This window comes from Salinivibrio sp. ES.052, assembly GCF_900141775.1.
Classification (GTDB): Bacteria; Pseudomonadota; Gammaproteobacteria; order Enterobacterales; family Vibrionaceae; genus Salinivibrio.
Window position 1 is genome coordinate 1,311,873 of sequence record NZ_FSRI01000001.1, and the last position, 26,309, is coordinate 1,338,181.

Below are 26,309 nucleotides of genomic sequence, written 5' to 3' on the forward strand. Positions count from 1 at the left end.
CGTTTATCGAAATTTATCGCCCAGCAAGTAATCCAGTGCCTTATCCATCCGAATATGCGGTAAAGGCGCATCAATCAGCGCTTCCTGAGGACGGAAAGACGGAAAATCAAACCCTTGTTCTTGCCAGAAGGATTCCGCAGGCAGTTGAGAAGGCACTTCGCCAGGATACAGTGTCACTGGGCGATCATCGGCTAGATGGCCTTTGAGTGCACGTTGACTCTCCCCTTTTACAGAGACATAGCCTGGCGTGGTTGCCTCAATCGCAGCGACACTCTGACAACGCATATCAATGCCTTCGAAAGCAGCTTGCTGCCAAGCTTGGTGCACAATTTGTTGCAGTAAGCTGACCATATTGGGATGCTGTTCTGGCGTGACGTGATCCGCTTTAGTCGCCGCAAATAGCACCTTATCAATCCGTGGGGAAAACAGCCGCTTCATCAGCCCTGATTTGCCATATTTAAAACTTTGCATCAGCTGCTCAACGGCTAGGCGCATATCGTGAAAAGCGGCCGGTCCCGCATTGAGGGGCTGCAAGGTATCCACCAGGATCACTTGGCGATCAATTTTAGAAAAGTGCTCGCGGTAAAAATGCGCGACCACATGCTCACAATAATAATCGTAGCGCGCTTTGAGCACACCATAATTGGTGTTCTTGCCCGCGTTTTCCAACGTCTCCGCATCGTGAGTGCCGACCCAAGGGAAGAACTGCACCACAGGCGCACCCGCTAATTCCCCGGGCAGTATAAATCGACCAGGCTGCACCCAGTGCAATCCACCATGCGCTTTACACTGGTGCAAAAACGCCGTGTAGTCATCAGCAATTTCCGCCAACTTTTTCTCGTCAGCAGGGGCAAACGGGTCAAGCACCTCCGCCTTGGCTTGCCATTTTTGGGCAAGCGCAGCACGATGACCCGTCAATAAACCAAATTGCTTTTTCGACCACTGTTGGTACGTTTGACTCAACAGCGGTAAATCCAATAACCATTCGCCTGGATAATCGACAATATCGACATACAGGGTGGCCATTTCATTCAACGCGCGTAACGCTGCCGATTGTGGACGATAACGCACGGCGAGGCGGACTTCACTGACGTCGCGCGTAGGCGATGGCCAAACCGGAGGGGTTTGATGAAGCGCTTGCATGGCACCATCGTAGTCAAACGCGGGCAGGTGCATATGCGGATGAGGCTCACGGCGTGCGCCTAGTCCTCGCCCTTGCTGCACCAGCTGCATTAACGGCAGGTTTGGCTCAGTGCCTAGGTGCGTCAGCTGGTTAATGAGTGAGGTAATAAAAGCGGTTTTACCCGCGCGAGAGAGGCCGGTCACCGCGAGGCGAACATGGCGATCAGCCCCTCGGCTAACCCACTGCTTCACTCGCCTTTTCACTGATGGCATAGGTAGATATGGCTCCTTAATCAGCCAAGCTGCCTATCAAGGGCAGCTTATAGGTCAGTATGAACGCTTGTTTATTAAAGTTTCTTAAAAGCTTGGTCGACATTAAAGGCCGATGACGTCACATACGCTTCCATGTGTGTGACCTTCTCTTCCATCTGCATGAACTCTCGATCGAGATCACCAATCAGTTGGCTTGCCGACTTCCCCGATTGCCAGGGTTTTTGTTTGACCTGATGCTCTTGCTGAGAGTGGGTCGGCTCTGCCGACGCTTCCGGTGGCTTTTTATCTAGGATCAGCACCGCAGCGATATACGCGACCACCACAAAAAAACCAAAACCAAGCAAAAATGCAGAGACGGTCAGAATACGGACTAACCATGTTTCCATGCCAAAATGATTGGCAAGACCGGCACACACACCAGCTATGCGTCCATTGTCTGGGTCTCTATATAAGGTGCCCTTCATGCGCGCTGCCTCCATTGTGGAGCTTCTGCGTCCAGTAAACGCTCCAAGTTATCGACACGAGCTTGCAACTTTTCGGCACGCTGAGCCAGCTGTTGTAAGGTCTCGTAATCTTGTCCACTTAAGCCTTGCTCGACTTGACGCTTGCTGCGATAGTGCAGCAATAGCCACAGTGGAGCGACGAACAGTAAAAATATCGCCAGTGGGAACCCAAGAAATAGTGATGACATGTCCGCTCCTCGTCGTATTCTTTATGATTGATTATCTTTCATTTTGGCTTTTAAAGACGCCAACTCTTTCTCAATTTCATCTTGAGCCTGAAGATCCGCGAATTCATCGTCTAGCCCTTTTTCTTTGCCCATCTGATAACTGTCGGCTTCTGCTTCTAATTCGTCAATACGGCGCTCATATTGTTCAAATTTCGCCATGGCTTCATCTGCACGGCCACTGCCCAGATGACGGCGCACATCGCGACGGTTACCGGCGGTTTCTCGGCGAATCGTCAATGACTGTTGACGCGCTCTTGTTTCACTCAGTTTGGTTTCTAGTGCCGCGATTTCCCCTCCGAGCTTCTCAACACTCTCGTTAATTAAAGTCAGCTCTTCGTCCAGAGCCACTTTAATGTCATGGGCTTTTTGTTTTTCAATCAATGCCGCGCGAGCAAGATCTTCACGATCTTTTTGTAGCGCTAACGACGCTTTACCCTGCCACTCTTGGATTTGACGCTCCACATTATCAATCTTGCGCACCACTTCTTTTTTATCGGCTAGCGCTTTAGCCGAGGAGGTGCGCACTTCAACTAACGTGTCTTCCATTTCTTGGATGATTAAACGGATCATCTTTTGTGGATCTTCAGCCTTGTCTAACAGTGAATTCACATTGGCATTTACGATATCTGCGAAACGAGAAAAAATACCCATCATAGACTCCTTAATTATTCACCACAGCAGCACTCTGTTGCTACTTGTGCCTGATTCGTCCGGACATTACAGCCCAGTCATGTCTTGCTTAGCAAAGAGTAATCAACTAACGTGCCAACTTTTTAAATCTTAATTTTCAATGATTTAAAAGATATTGCATTGAGCGCGCAAACACGACATGATGAATAAAACCACTATTTGGTAAAAATCACCATGCGAGAACAAGATAACCTCCTCGGTGAGTCAGACCGTTTTTTGGCGGTGCTAGACCACGTCAGTCAACTTGCTCCGCTAAACCGTCCGGTGCTGATTATGGGTGAGCGCGGTACGGGGAAAGAGTTGATCGCACAGCGCCTACATTATCTCTCAGCACGCTGGTCGCAACCGCTGGTGAGTTTAAATTGCGCTGCACTCAGTGAAGGCCTGATCGATTCTGAGTTATTTGGGCATGAAGCCGGGGCCTTTACTAGCGCCAAAGGTCGACATGCGGGGCGCTTTGAGCGAGCAGAAGGTGGTACCTTGTTTTTGGATGAAATTGCGACAGCACCTATTGGCGTACAAGAAAAGTTACTGCGTGTCATTGAGTACGGTGAATATGAGCGTGTTGGTGGGGCCTCACCATTACGCGCCGATGTGAGGCTTATCTGTGCGACCAACGAGAACTTGCCCGAGCTGGCTCAACATAATCAGTTCCGTCCCGACCTTCTTGATCGACTAGCTTTCGACGTGGTGCATCTTCCTCCGCTTCGTGAACGCCCGCAGGATATTGTGATCCTCGCTGAACACTTTGCGATGAAAATGGCGGTTGAACTTGGTTACCCGTTCTTCGCGGGTTTTTCTGAGCAAGCCCAATCTCAGCTGCTAACATATGCTTGGCCAGGCAATGTGCGGGAGCTAAAAAATGCCGTTGAGCGCGCGCTCTCTCGCCATAATAATGCTGCTACACCAATAGATACCATCTGCTTGGACCCTTTTTCCCCGCCTTGGCAACACCGGCAACCTAGCGCTGCGGTGACCACAGAAACTGATGTACTCCCAGAGCTCCCCCTCGATCTGCGTCAGTGGCAAACCACGCAAGAGCACGACTTGGTCACAGCGGCACTTTCTCAAGCCAATTATCATCAGAGAAAGGCCGCGCAGTTACTCGGCTTAAGCTACCATCAATTCAGGGGACTATTGCGAAAGCATAACGTGGGGCAAGACGACTAAATTGGAGCGTTATTAGCGTGTATGTCAACCGATACGGCTTTTGCGCAAAGAAACATAAGATAGCCCCTACTTTGCTTGGTGGTAAGGCCGTTTCGGTGGTAGATTACGGGGTTTACTTTGATAGCTGATTTTACTTGGTTTATGCGCGTTTTTTTCCAGTTTTTGATCCTAGGTGTTAGCGGCCTGCTCATCGCAGGGTGTGAACCTGCCAGTGATCAACGTGCGGCCGACAATCGTGGCTTTGTGTTTTGTGGCCCAGGCCAACCGAATACATTCAACCCTCAGTTGACCGACGGTGGCCTAACCGCTGATACCCTGTCCAGTCAACTATATGATCGCCTGCTCCGACTCAACCCTGAGACTTATCAACCTGAGCCCATGTTAGCGAAAAGCTGGGAAGTCAGTAATGATGGCAAAACCTACACGTTCATACTCCGTCGCGGCGTCGCTTTTCATCGCAGTGTTAAATTTACACCTTCCCGTTATTTAAACGCCGAAGACGTTGTCTTTTCTTTTCGTCGCTTGATTAATCCTCGCCATCCTTTTCATCGCGTTTCTGGCGGACAATACCCATGGTTCGATAGCATGGACTTTGATGGCTTGGTCACAAACGTAAAGGCATCCGATACGTATCGGGTGCAATTTACCCTTTCACGACCTGATGTGTCGTTTCTCTCTACATTGGCAACCAATTTTTCTGTGATCCTTTCAAAAGAATATGCCGATCAATTGCTAGAAGCCGGCTCTCCTGAGAAAATCGATACCGACCCAGTGGGAACAGGTCCGTTCGCCTTGGCTGAGTATCAGCCGCGTGAGTTTATTCGCTTACGACGTCACTGGCAGTATTGGCAAGGCCCAGCTCCGATGGAACAGGTGGTCTTTGATGTGTCGACGCGAGGCACCGGCACCTTAGCGAAAATGCTCACCGGTGAGTGCGATGTGCTGGCCTCTCCCGTCGCCAGCCAGCTTCCCGTGGTGGTCGATGACGCACGTTTCAGTTTGTCATCTCAAACCGGAATGAACGTGGCTTTTATTGCGCTCAATACCCGTCACCCTGCTTTATCCGAAGTTGAAGTGCGTCAGGCAATTAACCTCGCAATTAATCGCGGCGCATTACTTAGCTCCGTCTATTATGGGACAGGGGCTCCCGCGACCAGTTTGTTACCCCCCATGTCTTGGGCCTATGACCCAAATCGACAAACTAAGCACGATCCCAAACTTGCCGCCGCTTTACTCGCCAAAGGGGGATATCGACACGGGTTTAAAGTGGATCTCACTGTGCCACTAAAACCGACTGCTTTTAATCCAAGTCCGCGGAAAACCGCTGAGTTGATTCAAGCAGATCTCGGCGAAATAGGGATTGATGTGACGATTATCCCAGAAAAAACCGTTAACCGATCATCGATTCGTGAAGGTGATGACAGCCACGACATGGTGCTTACCGGTTGGGTGGCGGATAATGGTGATCCCGATGCCTTTTTACGTCCTTTGCTAACATGTAATGCAAAGTTCACAGGCTGGAATACCTCGAATTGGTGTAATCGCTTTTTTGATCAGATATTAAATCAGGCAATCGCTACTGACGAAATGACGACGCGCAAAGCGTTTTACCGAGAGGCGCAAACCATTCTTGATCGTCGAATGCCGGTAATTCCACTGGCTCATGGTATTCAACACCAGGTCCGTGACGCGCGTTTAACCGGACTGACCATGACGCCATTTGGTGCGGACAGCTTTGCTGACGTGTCTCGGGAGCATTAAACCATGCTGATTTATACCTTACGACGCTTCAACTTATTCCTTATCACTTTAGTGATCCTGACCTTAGTCGCCTATAACATCATATTATTGACGCCCGATGCGATTTGGCATCAATATGATTATTGGATAGGTTGGATTTATTACCTGCGCCAACTGCTCGATGGTAACTTGGGGTTCACCGCTAACGGTAACTCTGTCATGAGCACACTGACCCATGTTGCCCCCGCGACATTGGAGTTATGTATTGCGGCCCTAGTGATCAGTTTTATCGTTGGTGTGCCATTAGGAACATTGGCTGGGCTGCGCAGCCAAGGGCCTACCGATAAAGTGATCTCCTCACTCGCGTTAGTCATCTTTTCTATCCCCACGTTCTGGCTAGCTATCTTATTTATCATGATATTTTCGCTAGACTTGCAGTGGTTCCCCGTATCAGGCCGCTATAACCTTTTGTATGAAATTCCGCATATTTCTGGGTTTGCACTGGTCGATTTATGGCTGTCTGATTTACCCCTACAGGGCAAAGTGGCCACGGACATCATACGGCATCTGGCATTACCGACACTGACACTGGCGGTGATCCCTACTACTGAGATCATTAAAATGGTCAGAGATTCAATGTCTTATGTCATGCGACAGAATTATATCAAAGCCGCTGCAACCAAAGGGCTATCGAAGACCGAAATCGTCCTTCGTCATGGGATGAAAAATGCCATTCCGCCGATCATTCCTAACTTTGGCCTGCTAGTTTCCACCATGGTGACGTTTGTGATCATTGTCGAGTCGGTGTTCAACTGGCCAGGAATTGGTCGCTGGTTGCTCGATGCCTTGATCGCCAAAGACTATATGTCCGTGCAAGCAGGGGTGCTGGTGATCGGTGGGTTTGTACTGCTGATTAATATTATCTCCGATGTGTTAGGGGCCTTTATGAATCCGCTGGTAAGGAAAAAATGGTATGCCCTCAAATAGCGTTTACGTTGAACAGCATATTCCAACCCAGTTTGAACGCACGTGGAATGCTTTTCGCCGTAATAAACTGGCGGTCATCGGCTTTTGGTGCCTTATTGGGCTAATTTTAGTCACACTGTTCGCTCCTTTACTCGCGCCTTGGAGCCCACAACATCAAACGGGCCAACTCCTGATGGCGCCATCTTGGGTGCAATCGGGGCAAATTGAATATTTCTTAGGTACCGACGATCTCAGCCGCGACATGCTCTCGCGCCTGATTGCGGGGTCTCGGTTAACATTTGGCTACGCACTGGTTACTGCTGTATTGGCCGCCGGTGTGGGTGTGGCTATTGGGGTACTGGCCGGGATGACTAAAGGACTTAAATCAAGCGTGTTAAACCACATTCTTGATAGTATTCTTTCTATCCCTTCGCTATTGCTGGCTATTATCGTGGTCGCCTTTTTGGGGGTCGGTGAAACCCAGGTCTTACTCGCTATCTGGCTTTCTTTGATCCCACGTATTATTCGGGCGGTGTACACCGCCGTACATGACGAAATAGAAAAAGACTATATCATTGCAGCACGTTTGGATGGAGCGAATGATATCTACTTGTTATACCACTCTATTTTTCCGAATATCGTGACGGTATTAAGCACAGAAGTGACACGTGCGATCTCGGTGGCGATTCTTGATGTTGCTGCACTGGGCTTTTTAGGGTTGGGCGCCCAACCCCCAGCCCCTGAATGGGGGGCTATGTTAGGTGATTCTGTCGAACTGATTTTTACCGCGCCGTGGACAGTGACTCTACCCGGTATGGCCATTGCGTTTAGCGTGTTGGTTGTTAACCTAGTAGGCGAAGGGGTCAGCCAAGCCATCAATGCAGGAACTGAATAATGCCGTTATTAGATATTCGACACCTGACCATCGAAATTGAAACGCCCCAAGGAATGGTAAAAGCCGTTGATAGAATGAGCTTAACCATCAATGACGGTGAAATCCGTGGACTGGTGGGCGAGTCTGGCTCAGGAAAAAGCTTGGTCGCCAAAGCCATTTGCGGTGTCACCAAAGATCAATGGCATGTCAGCGCTGACCGATTAAGGTTGGGCAATATTGACTTACTTGAGCTCCCCGCCCGCGAGCGCCGCCATGTGGTGGGTAAAGATATCGCAATGATCTTTCAAGAGCCATCGACTTGTCTCGACCCCTCTGAGGTCGTCGGTCATCAACTTGAAGAAGCGATCCCTCCGGCTTCTTTCTCTGGAAGCTGGTGGCAACGCCTTAACTGGCGCAAACAACATTCCATCGCCTTGCTCCACAAAGTAGGGATCAAAGATCATAAGCGTGTGATGGATAGTTATCCATATGAATTGACTGACGGTGAATGTCAAAAGGTCATGATTGCGATGGCAATCGCTAACCGCCCTCGGTTATTGATCGCAGATGAGCCTACCAACGATTTGGATCCCATCACTCAAGCGCAGATTTTCCGTTTGCTAAGTCGCACCAATCAGCTTTCAAACACGACCATTTTGTTGATTAGCCACGATCTTACCTTAGTGACACGTTGGGCCGACAGGATCACAGTGATGTATTGTGGCCAGTCCGTCGAGTCGGGGAACCGAGAACAAATCTTATCAACGCCGCATCACCCCTATACGGATGCTCTATTGCGGACGATGCCAGATTTTAGCCGTGAGATCCCGCACAAAAGCAAGTTAGAAACCTTACCAGGTTCCATCCCCCCGCTACAGCATTTACCCATCGGCTGCCGGCTGGGGCCACGCTGCCCTTATGCACAGCGTAAGTGTGTAGAGGTGCCGCACACGCAAAAAATAAAGAATCATAAATTCGCCTGTCATTTCCCGCTCAATATGGAGAACAAGAATGGCCGCTCTTCTTGAGATTGATGGGCTTTCAAAAGACTATCACCATCGTACCGGTTGGTTGAAAAAACGTGTCACCCATGCCGTTAAACCCGTTTCATTTTCTCTGGATGTGGGTGAGACCATTGCGTTTGTGGGAGAGAATGGTTCTGGTAAATCGACCCTAGCACGTATGATTGCTGGTGTGATTGAACCCACATCAGGGCAAATTCGCGTGAATGGCGAAACACTTCGCTACAAGGATTATCAAACCCGGTGCAAACTCATACGGATGATCTTTCAAGATCCGAATACCTCGCTGAATCCGCGCAACCAAATTGGTCAGATTTTGGAAGGACCATTACGCCGAAATACCAATATGACCTCACAAGAACGCGGAAAGAGGATCAAAAACACGCTTTTACGTGTTGGCTTACTGCCCGAACACGCTTATTTTTATCCGCAAATGCTCGCAACGGGACAAAAGCAACGGGTATCACTCGCACGTGCACTCATTCTACAGCCCAGTGTGATTGTGGCAGATGAAGCGTTAAATGGCTTAGACATGTCCATGCGCTCGCAGATCATCAATTTGTTGCTTGAACTGCAAGATGAAATGGGTCTCTCCTATGTCTATGTCTCTCAGCATATGGGGGTCATAAAGCATGTCACTGATAAACTCATGGTGATGCAAAACGGTGAAGTCGTTGAGTCCGGCGACACCGCATCGTTATTCGCCAACCCACAACATAGCCTGACTCAACGACTTATCGATAGCCACTTCACCGCTCCCGTCTTGGATAGACGCTCACGTAAGTCGGCTAGCCCACGGCCCTAGTGTGTGATATGAGCGGTACAAAACACCTTACCGCTCATAACGTGACAGCGAGTATTTAAACTCCCAGTGAGTCATTGAGGGCCGCTAATACGGCCACAGGATCAGCGGCTTGCGTAATCGGTCGGCCAATCACTAAGTAATCAGAGCCCGCGTTGACTGCTTCCTCTGGTGTCATAATACGGCGCTGATCCCCCTTAACACTACCTGCTGGACGGATCCCTGGCGTAACCAGCTTAAAAGCATCTCCACACTGCGCCTTAAGCATATTGGCTTCGTGAGCCGAGCACACGACGCCATCTAACCCCGACTGTTTTGTTAAGCCCGCCAAACGCTGTACCTGGGCTTGAGGTGAACCATGTACTCCAGTACCCGCTAAATCTGCCTCAGTCATACTCGTGAGTACCGTTACACCAATCAGCCATGGACGATTGCCGCCATAGGGGACTAATGCTTCTCGCGCAGCCATCATCATGCGCTCCCCGCCAGAAGCATGAACATTGACCATCCATACACCGAGATCCGCTGCAGCAGCCACAGCCCGTGCACAGGTATTAGGGATATCATGAAATTTTAAATCGAGGAAAACGTCATGCCCACCAGCATGAAGTTGCTTAACGAGTGCCGGCCCAAACAAGGTAAACATTTCCTTGCCAACTTTTAGACGACATGAACCTGGCTCTATTTTATCGGCAAACGCCAAGGCTTGGTTCATATCTGCATAATCAAGTGCCACAATGACTTTTGGGTCGCGCATTTTGTCTCCTAGTTCCTTGCTTAGTCAGTATCAAACGGCAATGTGCCGTAACGATAGATAAAAAAATGGCGATGCCCAAGCATCGCCATTATTCCCCATCAAGCCCCCGAATAGGCTTGATTGCACCCCAGCTTTTGCAAGATGGGCATTGCCAATAGAGGGCGTGTGTTGAGAAACCACATTTACGGCATCGGTAATGTGGCTTCACTTTCATTTGTTCTGCGACCAAATCTTTCAGCGTATTAAGGCTCGCTTTCGCTCGCCCCTCTTCAGCTTGTTCCACATGATATTCCATCAATTTATGGAAGCCGCGCATAGTCGGATTACGGGTAAGCTGGCGCGTTAAAAAGCTTTGCGCCATAGCGATATTTTCATTGTTACCAATGACTTCTGAGAGCATCAGCTCCGCACTCACCCCTGCGTTCTTTTCAATACACTCTTTTAAAAACCGGACTAGATGCATTTCACGACCCAGTGCGCGATAGCTCTCCGCTAATAAGGGCAGTGCTTCACTGACAAAATCAGCATCTTGCTCAAGAATGTTTTCTAGTTGCTTGAGGGCCCCTTTGTAGTCCTCATGCTGGATATCGAGCTTAGCCAGCTTCAAACTCGCCCTCACGCACATTTTGTCGTAAGACAAAGCACGCCGTAGCCATTGTCGCGCTTTATGTTCATCACCCTCTGCCAACTGCTGCATAGCCAGTTCACAATGAAAATGGGCAATATCTTTACGCAGCTTATGTTTGCCCATTTTGACAAGTTTAGCCGCAGTATCAATCGCTTGTTCCCATTCTCGGGTTTGTTGAGCAATCGCAAGCAGCTGCTGTAGGGCAAACTCACGATAATCTGGCTCATCAACGAGTTCCGCAAAGATTTTCTCTGCGCGATCAAAGAAACCTGCCACCATATAATCTTTTGCCAGCTGTTGCATGGCAAGATTACGTTGGTCGAGAGTAAGGTTGGGTCTTGCGATTAAGTTCTGGTGAATACGGATCGCCCGGTCGACTTCACCACGAGAGCGAAACAGGTTCCCCAGAGCAAGGTGGGTATCAATAGTTTCATTATCGACTTGTAAAAGTTCGATAAACAAATCAACCGCTTTATCTGATTGTTCAGACAGCAGTAGGTTGAGCCCCGCCACATACTGGCGAGACAAATGATGTGACTGTTCTTGCCGTCGATGACGAGCATTCCTGTTACCCATGTACCAGCCATAACCGGCGGCAATTGGCAGCAACAGAAACAACAGCTCTAGCATGAATTATTGTTCCTTAAGCGGGTCCGTACGCAATTTATCAAGTTCTTTGCGTTGCTTTTCCACCTGTTTACGCAGCCCTCGTGCGGTCACTCTCGCTTTTAGGTATAACGCACCGCAGACTAACCAGCCTATGCCAAAACCAATGACAAAGGCGATACCCAAGATAACAGATAAGCGAAACTCACCTTGGGCGATGAGATAATTAAAGTTGACCACATCTTGGTTTTGCGCTCCCAGCGCCAAGGTGATCAGAAAACATAACACCAGAAACAGAATGCCGAGTATTTTCACAAGTATTCCCTCATTGCGAAAGGCCTAGTGGCTCTTCAATTATGGCAGAACGACAAGATGCGAGGCACTTGTCACTGTGAACGTTTGCGTGGTACGACAACGAAACGTTGCTAACGCACCCTTGGCCTATCTCTCTGCCTACTCGCATGATGACAAGCAGCGAGGTTTTAGTTTTGGGTACAATATCTTACACAGAAGGTATGATTATGCAGGAAATTCGCCACGCAAGCTATGATCGATAGGCATAAAAAAACGGCATACTTGCAGCATGCCGTTTTTTTCAGCGTCTATCGCTTAACCATAAATGTTAACGCGATCACGAAGTTCCTTACCAGGTTTAAAGTGAGGGACGTATTTTCCGTCAAGCTCGACTTTTTCCCCTGTTTTTGGATTACGCCCCACTCGAGGCGCGCGATAATGGAGTGAGAAACTACCAAAACCACGGATTTCGATACGATCACCGCTTTCAAGTGTGTTCGCCATATATTCAAGGATTTCCTTGATGGCATCCTCTACCTGCTTAGCAGATAGATGGGTTTGCTGACTACAGAGCCTTTCGATTAACTCAGATTTGGTCATAAACACCCCGCTTTAGTATGTTTCTCAACAGTATAAATGCAGAGGGGGAAAATTTCCCCCTCAACTTATACATTATTCGCTCTTCGCAGCTTTAAACGCGTCAGCCATTGCGTTACCGATAGAACCTTCTTCGGTCTTGTTCAGGCTCGCGACGGCTTCTTGCTCGTCAGCTTCGTCTTTCAGACGAACAGACAGGTTAAGAACGCGGTTCTTACGGTCAACACCGGTGAACTTCGCTTCAACACTGTCGCCAACTGAAAGCACTTGCGTCGCGTCTTCAACACGGTCACGCGATGCTTCAGAAGCACGAAGATAGCCTTCAACACCTTCTGCTAGCTCTACAGTTGCGCCTTTAGCGTCAACAGCCGTTACCGTACCGTTAACGATAGCACCTTTTTTGTTCGCTGCCAGGTAGTTGTTGAATGGGTCTTCTTCCATCTGCTTGATACCAAGCGAGATGCGCTCACGCTCTGCGTCAACCTGAAGAACCACTGCTGAGATCTCGTCACCTTTCTTGTATTCACGAACGGCTTCTTCGCCAGTTGCGTTCCAAGAAATGTCAGACAAGTGAACCAGACCGTCGATGCCGCCGTCTAGACCGATGAAGATACCGAAGTCAGTGATTGACTTGATCTTACCAGTTACACGGTCGCCTTTGTTCTGAGTTTCAGCGAATTGCTGCCATGGGTTGGCTTTACACTGTTTCAGACCTAGGCTGATACGACGACGCTCTTCGTCGATGTCCAGAACCATAACTTCAACTTCGTCACCCACGTTAACCACTTTAGATGGGTGGATGTTCTTGTTGGTCCAGTCCATTTCAGACACGTGAACCAGACCTTCAACGCCTTCTTCGATTTCAACGAAGCAGCCGTAGTCAGTGAGGTTGGTTACGCGACCAGTCAGCTTGTGACCTTCTGGGTAACGGTTAGCAATTGCTACCCATGGATCTTCACCCAGTTGTTTCAGGCCGAGTGATACGCGAGTACGCTCACGATCAAACTTCAGAACTTTAACGTTGATTTCATCACCAACATTAACGATTTCTGATGGGTGCTTAACGCGTTTCCACGCCATGTCAGTGATGTGAAGCAGGCCGTCAACGCCGCCCAGATCAACGAACGCACCGTAGTCAGTCAGGTTCTTAACGATACCTTTAACTTCCATGCCTTCTTGCAGAGAAGCTAGCAGCTCGTCACGTTCAACACTGTTTTCTGACTCGATAACCGCACGACGAGAAACAACAACATTGTTGCGCTTCTGGTCAAGCTTAATTACTTTGAACTCGAGCTCTTTGCCTTCCAGGTGAGACGTATCACGTACTGGACGAACGTCAACCAGTGAACCCGGTAGGAACGCACGGATGCCGTTCAGTTCTACGGTGAAACCACCTTTAACTTTACCGTTGATAACACCGTTAACGGTTTCAGCTTCTTCGTACGCTTTCTCTAGCTGGATCCAAGCTTCGTGACGCTTAGCTTTCTCACGAGAAAGCTGAGTTTCACCGAAGCCATCTTCCACTGCGTCCAGGGCTACATCGACTTCACCGCCTACTTCAATTTCAAGTTCGCCAGCAGCGTTCTTGAATTGATCAGCCGGAATGGACGATTCAGATTTCAGGCCTGCGTCAACCAGAACGAAACCGTTCTCGATAGCAACAACAGTACCCTTAACAATAGAACCTGGGCGAGTTTCGATTTCTTTTAGAGACTCTTCAAAGAGTTGAGCAAAAGATTCAGTCATTATATTTAAATCTTCAATTTAATAAACGTCCACGGGTATCCTACCGCATGGGGTTGTTAAATATGTTAGCTATCATCCTTGCAGCTAACGGTTATAGACTGCTTATGCAGCCGATAATTTACTTTCAATAAACGCCAACGCTTGGTCGATCACCTCGTCAATAGACAATGAGGTTGAATCCAACACTAAAGCATCTGACGCAGGGCGCAATGGGGCCACCGCTCGATTGCGGTCTCGATCATCACGCTCTTGAATTTCACTTAAAAGGCGGTCAAAGGTAACATTAACCCCCTTGCCTTGCAACTGATGCTGACGCCGGCGTGCACGCTCTTCTGCACTGGCATCTAAGAAGATTTTAGCTTGCGCATGGGGAAAGACGACAGTACCCATATCACGGCCATCGGCAATCAACCCTGGCGCTCCCACAAAGGCGCGTTGGCGACGTAATAACGCTTCGCGAACACGCGGCAACGCTGCAACCTTTGACGCTTGGTTTCCTACTTGCTCGGTACGTAAGGTGCCGGAGACATCCTCGCCTTCCAATACCACCTTGACTAAATCACCTTCTGCCAAAAATTGTACGTCTAAGTTCGCGGCCAGAGGCACCAATGCATCTTCTGATGCGGTATCCACATCGTGATGAATCGCCGCTAATGCCAGTACGCGATAGATAGCGCCTGAGTCTAGCAGGTGCCAGCCTAGCCTATCAGCCAGTCGCATACACAAGGTTCCTTTCCCTGCACCACTCGGTCCATCTACTGTAATTACAGGCGCCTGTGTCGGCATAAATCTCTCCACGTTCGTCTACCCCACTCGCCATGCCCGCTCCTGAAACGTTACGGACACATCGATAATTCGGCGCATAGTATAGAAGAAATAGGCAAGGAAATCATTGCTGCTGAGCGATAACCTCAGCAGCAACGTCTAACCGTTCGTGATTACTCGTGTAAGCTAATCGCCGCGAGTTTATCGAAATAATCAGGGAACGTTTTCGAGGTACAGCCAGGATCATTAATAGTGACGGGGGTATCACTCAATGCCACCAGTGAGAAGCACATCGCTATGCGATGATCGTCGTAGGTGTCAATCGCAGCATGCGCCAGCTGCTCAGGTGGCTCAATGTAGAGATAATCGTCACCTTCCTCGACCATAGCGCCTACTTTTTTAAGCTCAGTCGCCATTGCATAAAGACGATCGGTTTCTTTGACACGCCAATTATAGACATTACGGATCCACGTCGGCCCGTCTGCAAACAAGGCGGCAACGCCAATCGTCATCGCGGCATCGGGAATATGATTAAAATCCATATCGACGCCTTTAAGCGTTTGTCGACGAGCGAGAACATAGTCATCTCCCCACTCAATCTCGGCGCCCATGGCTGCCAGTGCATCGGCAAACTGAATATCGCCTTGTACGCTGTTACGGCCAATCCCCGTGACTTTCACTTCACCGCCTTTGATCGCTGCTGCCGCGAGGAAGTAAGACGCTGAGGACGCATCGCCTTCCACCATAAAGTGACCTGGCGATTGATAACGCTGTCCAGCTGGGATCACAAACGCTTGGTAGTTATCATTTTGTACCTCAACACCAAACTGCGCCATGATCGCCAGAGTTATATCGATATAAGGCTTTGAGACCAAGTCTCCTTTAATGGTAATCCGCGTTTCTTGGCGCGCAAACGGAGCCGCCATTAACAATGCAGTAAGAAACTGGCTGGAAATGCTGCCGTCAATGCTCACATCGCCACCTGCCAGTCCGGTGCCTGTGATGTGCAATGGCGGGTAACCCTCCGTTTCCAAGTAACGGACATCAGCGCCAATGGCCTTGAGCGCTTCTACCAAATGGCCAATCGGGCGTTCTTTCATCCTTGGCTCACCGGTTAAGGTGACCTCGCCTTCGCCAAGGCAAAGTGCGGCCGTTAACGGCCGCATTGCGGTTCCGGCATTTCCCAAAAATAGCTCAGTCGGTTCTGCTACTTGAAATGCTTGCCCTAAGCCTTCCACAACGCACTCTGTACGATCGGCTGAAAGCTGATATTGCACACCCAATGAAGTAAACGCGTTGAGCATATGCCGCACATCGTCGCTATCCAGTAGGTTAGTTAACCGGGTCGTCCCTGAGGCCAATGCGGCAAGCAGCAACGCTCGGTTGGACACGCTCTTAGAGCCGGGAAGATTAATCTGACCGTTAACAGAAGAAATCGGGGAAAGTGTCAGTTGCTCCATTCTGGTTTATATCCGTGATGCTTAGTGCCCCCAGAGTAACCAAAATCCAAGCGATCTCACAATTATTATTTTTATCAAATCCTGTTACACGTCCAATCAAAAAACCGCTTCCTGTCAGGAAGCGGTCAAGGCTGAAAAACGATCAGTCACACGGTTAACAGGCCGCCACTCACCCATACCGGCTCGCAACGCCTACTGTTTACAATAGGTCAAACAACTAACCGTGTTTTTTCTCAAACACACGCATGAAGTCAACCAATGCTTGAACCCCTTCTACCGGCATCGCGTTATAAATAGACGCGCGCATTCCACCGACATCACGGTGACCTTTCAAAGCGTGTAGGCCCTGTGCGGTAGCGTCAGCAAGAAACACCTCATCGAGTTCACTGTTGGCCAGCTGAAAAGGGACGTTCATTAACGAACGGTTGTCTGGGTGGATCTCGTTACGATATAAGTTTGACTGATCAATGGCATCGTATAATAACGCCGCTTTTTGCTGGTTACGTGCGTATATTGCTTCAATACCACCTTGTTTTTTCAACCACTTAAAAACTTCAGCTGCCAGGTACCAGCCAAAGGTTGGCGGGGTGTTAAACATGGAATCTTTATCAGCCAATACCTTGTAGTTAAGCACACTCGGTAATACGTCTTTAGCAAGGCCTAAGAGATCATCTCGGACAATAACCAGTGTCAGCCCTGCAGGACCAATGTTCTTTTGCGCACCCGCGTATATGACACCGTATTTAGACACATCAATCGGACGCGATAAGATCGTTGAGGACATATCCGCGATAATCGGTTTGTTCGTCTCTGGCAGATCGTTAATTTCAATGCCGTCAATGGTCTCATTTGGGCAAAAATGGACATACGCGGCGTCATCACTTAGCAACCAGTCTTTGGCTGGCGAGATAGCTCGTTTACCTTCGCGCTCGCGTCGAACGTTAATCACATTCGGCGTGCAATAGCGCTTAGCTTCTTTAACGGCGCTCTCAGCCCAATAGCCACCATCAACATAATCGGCAATGGTCTGGTTACCCATCAGATTCATCGGCACCGCGGCAAATTGCGCACGCGCCCCACCTTGGCAGAATAGAATGTGATAGTTCTCTGGAATAACAAGCAATTCGCGAAGATCCTGCTCAGACTGACGAGCTAAAGATAAAAATGCCTGACTACGATGCGAAACTTCCATCACTGATGTACCAAGATCTTGCCAGTTCATCAGCTCTTTTTGCGCTTTAAGCATGACCTCACGCGGCAGCATCGCGGGGCCGGCTGAAAAGTTGTATACCTTATCCATGTTGGGGAGGGGCTCCTGCTTTTTTGTCATCACTTGTGTCTGTTGGACAGCAAGGATATTTTCTATTTTAAACGGCGTATGAATGATTTAACACGTTTCACCCTCATTTTGAAAGCATCCATGTGTATTCACACTCTGATTTCCTTTACGGTCTCTGACAATAGATAATAAAAAAGGGCGCAGTTCACTGCACCCTTAATCTTTAAACGCGTTCTGTGTTAAGCGTCTTGATCATCATCGGACGCTGGCGCGTCGTCCTGATGCTCGCTACTTTCTGACGAATCGGCATTTTCTGCCTTATTGGTCGCAGCAGCTTCATTCGCTAAGGCTTCCATTTCTTCTTCGTCAGGTTCCTCAATGCGCTGCAAACCAACGACTTTTTCGTCGTCGCTAACACGAATCAGACGAACCCCTTGAGTGTTACGCCCCACTTGGCTCACTTCTTCAGCGCGTGTCCGTACCAAGGTCCCGGCATTGGTGATCATCATCAGCTCATCGCCTTCACAGACTTGGATGGCACTCACCACCTCGCCGTTACGCTCGGAGACTTTGATAGAGACTACACCTTTGGTTGCACGGCTCTTAGTGGGATATTCATCCAACGCTGTGCGCTTACCAAAGCCGTTTTCGGTCACGGTCAAGATCTCAGCGCCTGCTTGAGGGATGATCAGCGAGACTACTTGGTCGTTCTCAGCTAACCGAATACCTCGAACCCCTGCAGCGGTACGACCCATTGCCCGCACGGTATCGTTTGAAGCGACAAAACGCACCACTTTACCGAATTGCGAGAACAGCATTACTTCACTGCTATCGTCCGTGAGCTGCGCGCCAATCAGGCTATCGTTGTCACGTAAGTTGACCGCAATAATGCCCGCACTACGTGGGCGGCTAAAGTCAGTCAATGGTGTTTTCTTCACTGTACCGTGGGCTGTTGCCATGAAGACATATTTATCTTCTTCGTACTCACGGACAGGAAGAATTGCGGTAATTCGCTCGTCTTCTTCCAGAGGCAGTAAGTTAACAATCGGCTTACCACGTGCATTACGTGAGGCATGCGGCAACTGATACACTTTCAGCCAATACATGCGGCCACGGGTAGAGAAGCATAAAATCGTGTCGTGGGTATTGGCGACCAACAAGCGCTCGATAAAGTCTTCATCTTTCATGCGCGTCGCGGATTTACCTTTACCACCACGGCGTTGCGCATCATAGTCACTCAAGGCTTGATATTTCACATAGCCATCGTGTGACAATGTCACAACTACATCTTCTTCGTTGATCAGATCTTCGATATCGATGTCGGCACTCGCCGCGGTGATCTCAGTGAGGCGTTTGTCACCAAAGCTATCACGCACCACTTCAAGCTCTTCGCGGATCACTTCCATCAAGCGTTCGGTACTGGCCAAGATATGCAATAATTCTGCAATTTGCTCCAACAGGCCTTTGTACTCGTCCAAGATTTTCTCGTGCTCAAGCCCAGTCAGCTTGTGCAAACGTAAATCAAGGATCGCCTGAGCCTGCTGCTCAGTCAGATAGTAGGAGCCATCATCACGGGCACCAAATTCCGGCGCTAGCCATTCTGGCCGGGCGTTTTCACCCCCAACCGCTTCAAGCATTGCCGACACACCACCGAGTCCCCAGCCTTGCTCCTGCAGTTCTTGTTTTGCTACCGCGGGAGTGGGTGCTTGACGAATAAGCTCAATCACCTCATCGATGTTCGCCAGCGCGACCGCGAGTCCTTCAAGGATATGGGCTCGATCACGCGCTTTACGTAATTCGTAGACAGTACGACGGGTTACCACTTCGCGACGGTGGTTAACAAAGCACTCCAACATATCTTTTAGGTTGAAGAGCTTAGGCTGGTTGTTATCCAGCGCCACCATGTTAATCCCGAATGATGTTTGCAGCTGCGTTTGCGCGTAGAGGTTATTCAGAACCACTTCAGCAACGGCGTCACGTCGGCATTCAATAACGATCCGCATACCATCTTTGTCAGACTCATCACGCAGCGCTGAAATGCCTTCGATCTTTTTATCTTTAACAAGCTCCGCAATCTTCTCAATCAAGCGGGCTTTGTTCACCTGATAAGGGATCTCATTAACAACAATGGTCTCTTTACCATTCTTGTCTGCTTCGATATCCGCCTTGGAGCGCAGGTAAATTTTACCGCGACCGGTTTTGTAGGCGTCTTCGATCCCTTTGCGACCATTGATCATCGCAGCGGTTGGGAAGTCAGGACCGGGAATGTACTCCATCAACTCATCGATGGTGATATCTTCATTCTCGATATAGGCCAGACAACCATTAACCACTTCAGTTAAGTTGTGAGGTGGGATATTGGTTGCCATCCCGACCGCGATCCCTGAGCCACCATTAACAAGGAGGTTAGGTACACGTGTCGGCAACACATCTGGGATTTGCTCCGTCCCGTCATAGTTGGGCACATAATCCACGGTTTCTTTATCTAAATCGGCGAGCAGTTCATGGGCGATTTTCGCCATGCGTACTTCGGTATAACGCATCGCCGCCGCAGAATCGCCGTCGATAGAGCCGAAGTTACCTTGACCATCCACTAACATGTAGCGTAGTGAGAAAGGCTGCGCCATACGAACAATCGTGTCGTAAACCGCACTATCACCATGAGGGTGATATTTACCGATAACGTCACCGACCACACGGGCCGATTTCTTATATGGCTTGTTCCAGTCGTTGCCTAGTACATTCATCGCGAATAATACGCGGCGGTGTACTGGCTTTAGGCCATCACGCACGTCAGGAAGAGCTCGACCCACAATGACGGACATTGCATAGTCGAGATAAGAGCTTTTTAGCTCCTCTTCGATATTGACTGGCGTGATCTCTTTAGCAAGATCGCTCATGGAGCCAACATCCCTTAAAATAATGTTTGCGTATTCAAATACGTGACCACGGAGAATAACACAAAGCCAACCACGAGACACGTTAATATGGCCAAGATGTATCACGGATCTCGTTAGTAAACGCGCTGAGCGAGTCTACACGGATAAAAACCCACCACTTCCGTATCCGGCTATGCATTTCCACGAATAAAAGCCCACAATCTGTCTGAGCGCGTCGGGGCGTACATGGGATGACAGTACGATTGGCGTCTTTTTATCGTGTTGGATTTCGCTATAATGCTGCAAAACCGATAAGGAAGCTGCAGTTATGACCCAGGTATCTAATGTCGATCCGGCAGAAATTCAAAAGTTCGAGGACATGGCATCACGTTGGTGGGACTTAGAGGGTGAATTTAAACCCCTACATCAAATTAACCCCCTGCGCCTCGATTATGTGATGGATAAAGCCGGTGGGCTGTTTGGTAAAAAAGTCCTGGATGTCGGCTGCGGCGGCGGGATTTTGGCAGAGAGCATGGCACAAGAAGGGGCTGATGTAATGGGGCTTGATATGGGGAAAGAGCCGCTCACCGTCGCGCGCCTCCATGCCCTTGAAGCAGGGGTTGATGTTCAATACATTCAATCAACGGCCGAAGAACACGCAAGCCACTATGCCCAGCAATACGATGTCATTACTTGCATGGAAATGCTGGAGCATGTACCAGAGCCTGCATCCGTCATTCAAGCTTGCGCTCAAATGGTGAAGCCTGGCGGCCATGTGTTCTTTTCAACCCTTAACCGAAACACCAAGTCTTGGTTATTTGCGATCCTCGGTGCCGAGAATATCCTGAAGTTGGTCCCCAAGGGGACGCATGAACATCATAAGTTTATTCGTCCCTCAGAGCTGATGAATATGATAGATGCCACTTCGCTATCAGCTACTGACATGACGGGGCTGCACTACAACCCGCTGTTCGATACCTATAAGCTTTCTAACGCTAACGTTGATGTGAACTATCTCGTTCACACGGTAGCCTCATAACCGAAAAGGAAGCAAGCTGGCATGACTCCGTCGACCGTTCTATTTGATCTTGATGGTACCCTACTCGATACTGCACCTGATATGGGAGAAGCGGCCAACCGTGTCTTATCCGAATTTGGCTTATCCCCTTTGACACAAGAGCAAATTTATACCCATACAAGTTTTGGGGCGAGAGGCTTATTAACAGCCGGATTTGGCGACCAGGCCAAACATCAGGATCCAGTCGCCCTGCGCGCTCGCTTTCTTTATCACTACGGCCAAGACATTTGCCAAGGAACGCAAATTTACTCAGGGATCGATGCTCTACTCGATAAGCTGGATCACTTAGGTGTTCCTTGGGGTATCGTCACCAATAAACCTGAAGGGCTCACGCATCAGTTACTGGCATTTTTCCCGCGTCTACAAAGGGCAAGAGTCATCGTCGGTGCAGACACCTATGCCCATGCGAAACCGCATCCAATGCCACTGCTCGAAGCCGCTAAAACCCTTAATTGTGTGCCACAACAGAGCCTCTATGTCGGAGATATCGAAAACGACATATTGGCAGCACGGGCCGCCAATATGGGATCTGTGGTTGCAGGATGGGGCTACGTGGGCGATCCTGCGCTTATTCGTAATTGGGAAGCAGATCATATTTTCTCTTCTCCAAATCAGCTTAGTGCCTTTCTTGGATCCTAGTCACACCCCACAAACTGTGGGGTTTGCTGGCTTTTCAATCAGTTAAAACCGATCACTGATCATCACGGAGATCAATCAAAATAAATTTTTTTTATTGCCAATTTTTGCCTTTCAGAGATTGAAATTTTCACTAATCTTGACGGCCTTGCGTCACTAGGTTGGTGATTACTAACTTTACGTGTGGCATCCCCAAGATATCCACACCTATCGGCACAAACCCTCGCTTGCAAATATGTGACTATATCACTATCTTGTAATCGACTCAGACGCCGACCCCTATATATAGTGTATGAGCGACATAATGTCCGCATAGAGGCCGACCAAAAAATCATCAGCATTTTATAAGAACTTGCGAAAAAGAGCAGTTTGGCAAGGAATTATTGGGAAAGCATACAAATGAACCAAGAAATTACCGTATTAAAGCGTGATGGACGCAAAGAAAATTTAAACCTCGACAAGATCCATCGCGTAGTGACTTGGGCTGCCGAAGGCCTCTCAAACGTTTCCGTTTCTCTGGTTGAGATGCGCTCTCATATCCAGTTTTACGATGGCATGCGTACCGAAGATATCCACGAGACAATCATTAAAGCGGCTGCCGATCTCATTTCTGAAGAAAGCCCAGATTATCAATACCTAGCAGCCCGTTTGGCCGTCTTCCATCTACGTAAAAAAGCCTATGGTCAATTCGAGCCACCTAAGCTGGTTGATCATGTGAAAAACATGGTAGAAAAAGGCAAATACGATAAACATATTCTGGAAGATTACAGCGAAGAAGAGCTCACCACGCTAGATAGCTATCTTGATCACTGGCGTGACCTGAACTTCTCCTACGCGGCTGTTAAGCAGCTTGAAGGTAAGTATTTGGTTCAAAACCGTGTCACTGGCGAAATCTACGAAAGCGCACAGTTTTTGTATATGATGGTGGCGACATGCTTGTTTGCGTCCTATCCCAAGGACACCCGTCTTGATTATATTCGTCGTTTCTATGATGCGGCCTCGCAATTCAAAATTTCTTTACCAACGCCGATCATGTCAGGGGTACGTACCCCAACACGTCAGTTCAGCTCATGTGTACTGATCGAATGTGACGACAGCCTGGATTCCATCAATGCAACGTCAAGCGCGATTGTACGTTATGTCTCACAGCGTGCTGGCATTGGCATTAATGCGGGCCGTATCCGTGCGCTAGGTAGCCCGATCCGGGGGGGGGAAGCCTTCCATACTGGCTGTATCCCGTTTTATAAATATTTCCAAACCGCAGTGAAATGCTGCTCTCAGGGTGGTGTTCGTGGCGGCGCTGCGACCTTATTTTATCCTATCTGGCACCGTGAAGTGGAATCACTGCTGGTATTGAAAAATAACCGAGGGGTAGAAGAAAACCGGGTTCGCCATATGGACTACGGGGTGCAAATTAACAAGTTGATGTATACCCGTCTGCTTAAAGGTGGCAATATCTCGTTGTTCTCACCGTCGGATGTACCTGGGTTGTATGATGCCTTCTTTGAAGATCAGGACGAGTTTGAACGTCTGTATACCCAATATGAAGCGGATGCATCAATTCAACGCGAAACAGTCAAAGCGGTCGATCTCTTCTCACTCATGATGCAAGAGCGCGCCTCAACAGGCCGTATCTACATTCAAAACGTCGACCACTGTAATACGCATAGCCCGTTTGATGCGTCTGTCGCCCCAATTCGCCAATCCAACTTGTGCCTAGAAATAGCACTGCCAACGAAGCCGTTAAACAATGTTGAAGATGAGAACGGTGAAATTGCGCTCTGTACGCTTTCTGCTTTCAACTTAGGCGCTCTTGAATCTCTGGATGAACTGGGCGAGCTGGCCGAGCTCACTATTCGTGCGCTGGATGCCTTGTTGGATTACCAAGATTATCCATTACCTGCCGCGCGTAAAGCGACCATGAACCGCCGTACGCTCGGGGTCGGTGTGATTAACTTTGCTTATCACTTGGCGAAACATGGGGTCCGCTACTCAGATGGCAGCGCTAACGGTCTCACCCACCGTACGTTCGAGGCGATCCAATATCACCTATTGCGTGCATCGGTTGAACTCGCGAAAGAGAAAGGTGCCTGTCCAGCCTTTAATGAAACCACGTATGCGCAGGGTATTCTCCCTATCGATACGTATAAGAAAGACTTGGATGCCATTTGTGACGAGCCGCTACACCTGGATTGGGAAACTCTGCGTCAAGATATTCAGACCCATGGTTTACGTAACTCAACACTGACCGCGCTAATGCCGTCAGAGACGTCATCACAAATTTCTAACGCCACCAATGGTATTGAGCCCCCACGTGGTTTTGTCTCGGTCAAAGCATCAAAAGATGGCATCCTGAAGCAGGTAGTGCCTGAATACCATAAATATAAAGATAACTACGAACTGCTCTGGAACATTGGTAGCAATGATGGTTACTTACAGTTAGTCGGTATCATGCAAAAATTCGTTGACCAAGCGATTTCTGCCAACACCAATTATGATCCGAGCCGGCATGCAAGCGGTAAAGTTCCTATGAACCAGCTGCTTAAAGATCTGCTCACAGCGTACAAATTGGGTGTAAAAACCCTGTATTATCACAATACCCGTGATGGCGCGAGCGACGGTCAACCCGAATCAAGCGTTGTGCAAGCTGCCGATGATGATTGTGCCGGCGGTGCATGTAAGATCTAACACAATATGCTAAGGGCCCTGGGGCCCTTTTCCAGAGGTTAATAAGATTCATGGCTTACAGTACGTTTTCAAAAATCAACAATGATCCACTTAAAGAGCCCATGTTCTTGGGTCAATCCGTCAATGTTGCCCGTTATGATCAGCAAAAATATGAAATTTTTGAAAAACTGATTGAAAAACAGCTTTCGTTCTTTTGGCGTCCAGAAGAAGTAGACGTATCAAGCGATCGTATTGATTACAACAAGCTGCCGGAACACGAAAAGCACATTTTCATCAGTAACTTGAAGTATCAAACCCTGCTGGACTCGATTCAGGGACGTAGCCCAAATGTGGCCTTGCTACCACTGGTGTCTATCCCTGAGTTAGAGACCTGGATTGAAACCTGGAGTTTTTCAGAAACCATCCACTCGCGCTCTTACACCCACATTATTCGCAATATTGTGGCGGATCCTGCGGTCGTGTTTGATGACATCGTGATGAATGAGCACATCCAGAAGCGCGCGGAAGACATTGCCCAATATTATGATGACCTAATCCAACTGAGTAACTACTATCACCAGTTTGGCGAAGGGACGCACACTGTTAATGGTCAAACAATGACTGTTAGCCTGCGCGCACTTAAGCGTCAGCTGTATCTGTGCCTGATGTCTGTTAATGCGCTGGAGGCGATTCGCTTTTATGTCAGCTTTGCGTGCTCGTTTGCCTTTGCCGAGCGGGAGCTAATGGAAGGTAACGCGAAAATCATCAAGTTTATTGCGCGTGACGAAGCCCTACATCTGACCGGCACCCAGCATATGCTCAATATTCTACGCAGTGGTCAAGATGATCCTGAAATGGCTGATATCGCCAAAGAGTGTGAGCAAGAGTGCTTTGATTTATTCAAAAAAGCCGCAGAGCAAGAGAAAGACTGGGCAGCGTACTTATTCCGCGACGGGTCAATGATCGGCTTGAATAAAGACATTTTGTGTCAATACGTGGAATACATTACTAATCTGCGTATGTCAGCCGTTGGTCTAGCGCCTGCCTACGACAACGCAACACAAAACCCAATCCCTTGGATTAACGCATGGCTATCATCTGATAACGTGCAAGTCGCACCGCAAGAAGCTGAAATTAGCTCTTACTTGGTCGGACAAATCGACAATGAAGTCAGTGTCGAAGAGTTTGGTGATTTTGAACTATGACCCGTATAACGATAGCGGTGAATGGCATGGAGGTGGGTGGCAACACCCACCAAAACTTGCTAGAACAGCTTGAAAATGCGGGAATACAACCAGAATATCAGTGTCGTAATGGTATGTGCGGAGCCTGCCGTTGTAAGCTCCATCAAGGCTCAGTCACGCAGGGCGATGCGATGGCGTTTGTGATGCCTGGTGAGATCCTCGCGTGCCAAAGTGCACCACAAACCGATATCTCGGTTGTGTTTGACTATCAACCCGCGGTGGTGAAAAAACAAGTTAACGAGGCGTGATAGCACATCACCGCCTCGCATTTCACCCTTTGCTCG

General features: G+C 48.8%; 24 protein-coding genes. 11 read left to right on the forward strand and 13 right to left on the reverse strand.

All coding sequences use genetic code 11. From position 1 onward, the window contains the following. Nucleotides 1-3: 3 nt before the first annotated feature. The 4 genes from BUQ98_RS06020 to pspA form a co-directional block, all read right to left on the reverse strand. Nucleotides 4-1,395 carry a YcjX family GTP-binding protein gene (locus tag BUQ98_RS06020; protein ID WP_074212950.1) on the reverse strand — a complete coding sequence of 464 codons (1,392 nt, stop codon included), beginning with the start codon at nucleotides 1,393-1,395 and terminating at the stop codon, nucleotides 4-6. Between the two features lie 74 nt (nucleotides 1,396-1,469). Further along, entirely contained in the window at nucleotides 1,470-1,859 is a 390-nt protein-coding gene (gene pspC / locus BUQ98_RS06025; RefSeq protein WP_074212951.1) for an envelope stress response membrane protein PspC, read from the reverse strand. Further along, the gene (gene pspB, locus BUQ98_RS06030; protein ID WP_021022379.1) at nucleotides 1,856-2,086 is read right to left on the reverse strand and encodes an envelope stress response membrane protein PspB; all 231 of its coding nucleotides are present in this window, start codon (nucleotides 2,084-2,086) and stop codon (nucleotides 1,856-1,858) included. Before pspB ends, pspC begins: the two co-directional genes overlap by 4 nt. Before the next feature lie 21 nt (nucleotides 2,087-2,107). Next, nucleotides 2,108-2,776, reverse strand: coding sequence for a phage shock protein PspA (gene pspA, locus BUQ98_RS06035; RefSeq protein ID WP_074212952.1), 669 nt, complete (start codon nucleotides 2,774-2,776; stop codon nucleotides 2,108-2,110). Nucleotides 2,777-2,989: 213 nt separating this feature from the next. On the opposite strand from pspA, the gene pspF reads away from it, so the two are divergent. The 6 genes from pspF (at nucleotide 2,990) to BUQ98_RS06065 (ending at nucleotide 9,392) form a co-directional block, all read left to right on the forward strand. Beyond that, nucleotides 2,990-3,985, forward strand: a complete 996-nt coding sequence (gene pspF / locus BUQ98_RS06040) for a phage shock protein operon transcriptional activator (RefSeq protein ID WP_074212953.1) — start codon at nucleotides 2,990-2,992, stop codon at nucleotides 3,983-3,985. Nucleotides 3,986-4,126: 141 nt separating this feature from the next. Beyond that, nucleotides 4,127-5,746: an ABC transporter substrate-binding protein SapA gene (gene sapA, locus BUQ98_RS06045; protein ID WP_074212954.1), complete on the forward strand. Its 1,620-nt coding sequence runs from the start codon at nucleotides 4,127-4,129 to the stop codon at nucleotides 5,744-5,746. 3 nt (nucleotides 5,747-5,749) lie between these two features. Continuing rightward, nucleotides 5,750-6,712 (forward strand): ABC transporter permease, encoded by a 963-nt coding sequence (locus BUQ98_RS06050; RefSeq protein WP_074212955.1) that lies wholly within the window; start codon nucleotides 5,750-5,752, stop codon nucleotides 6,710-6,712. Then, the gene (gene sapC / locus BUQ98_RS06055; RefSeq protein ID WP_074212956.1) at nucleotides 6,699-7,586 is read left to right on the forward strand and encodes a putrescine export ABC transporter permease SapC; all 888 of its coding nucleotides are present in this window, start codon (nucleotides 6,699-6,701) and stop codon (nucleotides 7,584-7,586) included. The genes BUQ98_RS06050 and sapC overlap by 14 nt, the downstream gene beginning before the upstream one ends. Continuing rightward, the gene (locus BUQ98_RS06060) at nucleotides 7,586-8,593 is read left to right on the forward strand and encodes a peptide ABC transporter ATP-binding protein (RefSeq protein ID WP_074212957.1); all 1,008 of its coding nucleotides are present in this window, start codon (nucleotides 7,586-7,588) and stop codon (nucleotides 8,591-8,593) included. The genes sapC and BUQ98_RS06060 overlap by 1 nt, the downstream gene beginning before the upstream one ends. Next, a complete protein-coding gene (locus tag BUQ98_RS06065; RefSeq protein ID WP_074212958.1) occupies nucleotides 8,577-9,392 on the forward strand; it encodes a peptide ABC transporter ATP-binding protein in 816 nt (271 codons plus the stop codon). The genes BUQ98_RS06060 and BUQ98_RS06065 overlap by 17 nt, the downstream gene beginning before the upstream one ends. A gap of 55 nt (nucleotides 9,393-9,447) precedes the next feature. Here the strand turns inward: BUQ98_RS06065 and pyrF are convergent, their stop codons facing one another. The 9 genes from pyrF to gyrA all read right to left on the reverse strand — a co-directional run bounded on the left by pyrF (nucleotide 9,448) and on the right by gyrA (nucleotide 20,421). Then, nucleotides 9,448-10,146 (reverse strand): orotidine-5'-phosphate decarboxylase, encoded by a 699-nt coding sequence (gene pyrF, locus BUQ98_RS06070; protein WP_074212959.1) that lies wholly within the window; start codon nucleotides 10,144-10,146, stop codon nucleotides 9,448-9,450. A gap of 88 nt (nucleotides 10,147-10,234) precedes the next feature. Continuing rightward, nucleotides 10,235-11,404: a lipopolysaccharide assembly protein LapB gene (gene lapB, locus BUQ98_RS06075; protein ID WP_074212960.1), complete on the reverse strand. Its 1,170-nt coding sequence runs from the start codon at nucleotides 11,402-11,404 to the stop codon at nucleotides 10,235-10,237. A gap of 3 nt (nucleotides 11,405-11,407) precedes the next feature. Then, on the reverse strand, nucleotides 11,408-11,695 hold the full coding sequence (locus tag BUQ98_RS06080) for a LapA family protein (RefSeq protein WP_074212961.1): 288 nt from the start codon (nucleotides 11,693-11,695) through the stop codon (nucleotides 11,408-11,410). A 294-nt stretch (nucleotides 11,696-11,989) separates the two neighbouring features. After that, entirely contained in the window at nucleotides 11,990-12,274 is a 285-nt protein-coding gene (gene ihfB / locus BUQ98_RS06085; protein ID WP_074212962.1) for an integration host factor subunit beta, read from the reverse strand. A gap of 72 nt (nucleotides 12,275-12,346) precedes the next feature. After that, nucleotides 12,347-14,017 carry a 30S ribosomal protein S1 gene (gene rpsA / locus BUQ98_RS06090; RefSeq protein ID WP_021022391.1) on the reverse strand — a complete coding sequence of 557 codons (1,671 nt, stop codon included), beginning with the start codon at nucleotides 14,015-14,017 and terminating at the stop codon, nucleotides 12,347-12,349. A 102-nt stretch (nucleotides 14,018-14,119) separates the two neighbouring features. Then, nucleotides 14,120-14,803 (reverse strand): (d)CMP kinase, encoded by a 684-nt coding sequence (gene cmk, locus BUQ98_RS06095; RefSeq protein WP_074212963.1) that lies wholly within the window; start codon nucleotides 14,801-14,803, stop codon nucleotides 14,120-14,122. Nucleotides 14,804-14,955: 152 nt separating this feature from the next. Further along, on the reverse strand, nucleotides 14,956-16,242 hold the full coding sequence (gene aroA, locus BUQ98_RS06100) for a 3-phosphoshikimate 1-carboxyvinyltransferase (RefSeq protein ID WP_074212964.1): 1,287 nt from the start codon (nucleotides 16,240-16,242) through the stop codon (nucleotides 14,956-14,958). Between the two features lie 217 nt (nucleotides 16,243-16,459). Further along, nucleotides 16,460-17,542: a 3-phosphoserine/phosphohydroxythreonine transaminase gene (gene serC / locus BUQ98_RS06105; protein WP_074212965.1), complete on the reverse strand. Its 1,083-nt coding sequence runs from the start codon at nucleotides 17,540-17,542 to the stop codon at nucleotides 16,460-16,462. A 218-nt stretch (nucleotides 17,543-17,760) separates the two neighbouring features. Further along, a complete protein-coding gene (gyrA, locus tag BUQ98_RS06110) occupies nucleotides 17,761-20,421 on the reverse strand; it encodes a DNA topoisomerase (ATP-hydrolyzing) subunit A (RefSeq protein WP_074212966.1) in 2,661 nt (886 codons plus the stop codon). Nucleotides 20,422-20,728: 307 nt separating this feature from the next. Between gyrA and ubiG the strand changes: the two genes are divergently transcribed. From ubiG to yfaE, 5 genes are all read left to right on the forward strand, one after another. Next, entirely contained in the window at nucleotides 20,729-21,439 is a 711-nt protein-coding gene (gene ubiG / locus BUQ98_RS06115) for a bifunctional 2-polyprenyl-6-hydroxyphenol methylase/3-demethylubiquinol 3-O-methyltransferase UbiG (RefSeq protein WP_074212967.1), read from the forward strand. A 21-nt stretch (nucleotides 21,440-21,460) separates the two neighbouring features. Next, nucleotides 21,461-22,117 (forward strand): phosphoglycolate phosphatase, encoded by a 657-nt coding sequence (gene gph, locus BUQ98_RS06120; RefSeq protein ID WP_074212968.1) that lies wholly within the window; start codon nucleotides 21,461-21,463, stop codon nucleotides 22,115-22,117. A gap of 396 nt (nucleotides 22,118-22,513) precedes the next feature. Beyond that, nucleotides 22,514-24,802 carry a class 1a ribonucleoside-diphosphate reductase subunit alpha gene (nrdA, locus tag BUQ98_RS06125; RefSeq protein WP_074212969.1) on the forward strand — a complete coding sequence of 763 codons (2,289 nt, stop codon included), beginning with the start codon at nucleotides 22,514-22,516 and terminating at the stop codon, nucleotides 24,800-24,802. Nucleotides 24,803-24,852: 50 nt separating this feature from the next. Further along, nucleotides 24,853-25,986 carry a class Ia ribonucleoside-diphosphate reductase subunit beta gene (gene nrdB, locus BUQ98_RS06130; RefSeq protein WP_074212970.1) on the forward strand — a complete coding sequence of 378 codons (1,134 nt, stop codon included), beginning with the start codon at nucleotides 24,853-24,855 and terminating at the stop codon, nucleotides 25,984-25,986. Then, nucleotides 25,983-26,273 (forward strand): class I ribonucleotide reductase maintenance protein YfaE, encoded by a 291-nt coding sequence (gene yfaE / locus BUQ98_RS06135; RefSeq protein ID WP_074212971.1) that lies wholly within the window; start codon nucleotides 25,983-25,985, stop codon nucleotides 26,271-26,273. The genes nrdB and yfaE overlap by 4 nt, the downstream gene beginning before the upstream one ends. Nucleotides 26,274-26,309: the final 36 nt, after the last annotated feature.